The sequence below is a fragment of the Acinetobacter sp. 1294596 genome, from assembly GCF_000582925.1.
GTDB classification, from domain to species: Bacteria; Pseudomonadota; Gammaproteobacteria; order Pseudomonadales; family Moraxellaceae; genus Acinetobacter; species Acinetobacter radioresistens.
Window position 1 is genome coordinate 1 of record NZ_JFCC01000083.1, and the last position, 3,240, is coordinate 3,240.

Annotated in this window: 5 protein-coding genes; all 5 read right to left on the reverse strand. The window is 24.2% G+C overall.

Translation table 11 applies throughout. From position 1 onward, the window contains the following. Positions 1–929 (reverse strand): hypothetical protein (locus J502_RS15695; protein WP_005017314.1); only part of this gene is annotated, 929 nt, incomplete at its 3' end. Between the two features lie 91 nt (positions 930–1,020). After that, complete coding sequence (locus tag J502_RS15700; RefSeq protein ID WP_005017317.1) at positions 1,021–1,521, reverse strand: hypothetical protein; 501 nt, start codon at positions 1,519–1,521, stop codon at positions 1,021–1,023. Positions 1,522–1,650: 129 nt separating this feature from the next. Further along, positions 1,651–1,953 (reverse strand): hypothetical protein, encoded by a 303-nt coding sequence (locus J502_RS17325; protein ID WP_410169871.1) that lies wholly within the window; start codon positions 1,951–1,953, stop codon positions 1,651–1,653. Positions 1,954–2,117: 164 nt separating this feature from the next. After that, the gene (locus J502_RS17330) at positions 2,118–2,384 is read right to left on the reverse strand and encodes a hypothetical protein (protein WP_502322090.1); all 267 of its coding nucleotides are present in this window, start codon (positions 2,382–2,384) and stop codon (positions 2,118–2,120) included. Positions 2,385–2,521: 137 nt separating this feature from the next. Further along, positions 2,522–3,240: hypothetical protein (locus J502_RS15710; RefSeq protein ID WP_034685138.1), on the reverse strand; the 719-nt coding region annotated here is incomplete at its 5' end.

A 3,240-nucleotide genomic window follows, 5' to 3' on the forward strand; every position in this document is an offset into this window, starting at 1 on the left:
TAATTTAAGATTAATTTATTACCATTAAAATATACATTCTGACTACTATCTATTTTAAATGATTTAACTTCACCTAATGCCTTAGTTTTAAATAGACCATCTAAAAAATAGGATAAATATATATTTTCTTGCTCACTATCACCCTCACTATATTTTAAAACATATAAAATCTTACTACCAGCAGAAGCATTAATATAGGTTGTATCAAATCCTCTTTCATTTACAAGAAATCGAAGTTCACTATTTTTATCATTATTTGATATTTCTTTTAACCTATCATTTGTGAGTGTATTTTCTTTACACTTCACTCCATTACACATAAATTTTTTCTTTTCAAATGTAATGGGAAAATTGCTATTTTTATATTTTATATTTTTTTGTTTCTGTACTTTTTTAAAAAAATCTTTATCATTTGGATTGAATGTATAACATTCATTCTCAACATTTATATTATTATCTTGATACGAAAATGTTGTACCTGATAGACAAATTTGATTATTATTTTGACTAAATTTAATACGAGGAGGCTCATTTATGATCTCTTCTAATCTATTATTAACAAAATAACCAACAGATTGTCCTAATGGATATACTCTTTTCGTTGTTGGATCTAATACGACAAAGTATTTAACTTTTCTAGGTGCACCTTTTCCAGTATCTCTTTCTTTATCAATTACTAAAGCAACTTTATTTTGGGCAAAGTTTGCTTTTTTTCTCAATGAATTATTATAAAGCTTTAAATAATTATCTGAACAAAAATCAATAAAACTATGGTCAAAGTTACACTTTAAAACTTTATCTTTTGTAACAAAATCATTAGAAACGTTCTTCTTATCACTTTCAAAATTTTGATTATTTTCTTTAGAAAATCCACAATTTGATACTAACAAACCAATAGAAAATATTATTACTGTTTCCAAAAATTTCACTTCAAACTTCCTATTAGTTTAAACCAATTACTATCAATTTTTTATTTTTTAAATAATACACCCCAACTTAGAGGAGGTATATCACATATTTTTATTTTAAATTTTTCTTTAATAATTTTTCATACTCATCTTTATAACTAATTATCCCGGAGCTATCAATTGAGTAATAATAACCTATTTTTTCTATTTCTAGTTTTGGCTTAATTTTAATCAAATAAAATTCTGATTTAGCCTCTTCATCTGTATCTACATATTTTTCAGCTATAGAGTAAACTATATCATTACCTTTAGATATAAATCTAAAATTATCTACATTAAGATCTTTTATTTTACCATCTGACAAAAACCTCCCTTCAACTGGGAGTTCTTTTAAAATTTTCGTTGATTTATAAGAATAATCTTTTATATCACTTATTTTTTTGCATTCTTTTTCAGATTTATTTTCTCTACATTCTGAATAAAAATTTGATGATATAGGATATTTAATTACTCTAATATTTTTCTCTATTTTATTGATTTCTTTGGCGACTGACGGACTACTTGATATTACTAAACCAATAGAAAATATCATTACTTTTTTCAAAAATTTCATTTCAAATTCCTTATTATTTTAAACCCATTACCATTAATTTTTTATTTTAAAAGATATATCCCAACTTGGATAGGGTATATTACACTATTCTTATTTTAAATTTTTCTTTAATAGCTTTTCATTCTCATTTTAATAACTAATCACTCCAGAGCTATCAATTGAGTAATAATCACCTATTTTCACTACCACCAGCTCAGGTCTTATTTTGATTAGATAGAATTCAAAACTAGATTTATTTTCTGTATCTATATATTTTTCAGCAATAGTATAAAAGCTACCTTTAAATTCAGGTAGAAACCTAAAAGTATCTGCATTCAATGAATCTATTTTATTATTATCAAATATACTCACAAGATCAGGAGATATTTTCTTTAACTCAGATAAAGAATATGTCTGATTATTTGACCTCTCAAACTGCTCACATTTTTTCACTGGATTTCTTTCAGCACATTTAGAGAAATATTTCGAAAAAACCGGTAATTTTATTTATCAAACCAGTATAACTTTTAAGTAAAATAAATCTTTATCTGATGAAAACTCTATAGGTTTAATATTTGACATCACGCTTAATGATGCTGGAAATGTAAAAACCTTTTTTACATCCAAATCGATAACAGTAAAATACAAATACTTTCTTTAAAACTCATTAGAAACTTATTTTTATTAAAATTTAATACTTTATTTTTTAATATATTATTATAATCTTTTAATCTTTCTTTGGTACAAAAATCTACTTCATCAAAATCAATTGAACAGCTTTTGACATCGATTTTATTTATATCTTTTGCTACAGACGTATTACTTGAACATCCTAAAATTGATAAAATTATAAGCACAGTTAAGCTTACAGATGTATTTTTCATTTTTAAATAGATCCTTTATACATGAGGTTTTTTTTAAAACTAAACCTTCAAACCCAAATTCTTTTGATATTATAAAATAACATTCCAGCAACTTTTCAGATTCAAGCTTTTAAAATATTATCTATATATAAAATAAATTACTTAACAAATCTACCCTCTTCATTTAATCTCAGCTTGTGATTTTGGCCAGATTCTTTATAAAAAACTTCATAGTTTTGGTTAATTAAAATATTTTTAGAAACATCCAATGTAATACTCTTAACTAAGCCAAACTTATTAACCGTCATAAGATTTATTTCTGGGCTTTCATTTTCACTTATAGAAGGCGAAGCAATTAATAACACACCATTATTTGTTTCTGGAAAAATAACTGAATCACCATAACTTGGATTAATAAAATTATAAACCTTAATAAGATTAGCACTATTAATTAAATTTATTTGACTACAACTATTTTTTTCTTCTAATAAAATACAGTTAATATGATTATTAGAATTATAAGGAAGTGGTGTTATATAAAAACCATCATTATTTTTCAAATTTTTCGGTCTTTCAATATTTTTCTTTGAGTGACTTAAATTACCTAATCTGCTTTTATATTCTTGATTATAACAAGATTCACGAGCCAAAGCAGGACCTTCACCTAAACCATAATTTAAATAACCTTCACACTTATTAGAAATTTCTTTCTCCCATTTTTTAACATCTTTTTCTCTATTATTCCCTTTATTAATCAATTCATTTTCTAGAAAGTCATTATTTTTTAAAAAACAGTTTAGATTTTGATTTATATTATCAGATTGACACTTGTTTTCTGAAGCATTTGTATACGAAGATATTAAACCACTTAGACTTA

What these genes read in the sequence shown, in the direction of transcription:
- J502_RS15700 (WP_005017317.1), bottom strand. Translation starts at nt 1,521, where the DNA reads ATGAAATTTTTGAAAAAAGTAATGATATTTTCTATTGGTTTAGTAATA.
- J502_RS17330 (WP_502322090.1), bottom strand. Translation starts at nt 2,384, where the DNA reads ATGAAAAATACATCTGTAAGCTTAACTGTGCTTATAATTTTATCAATT.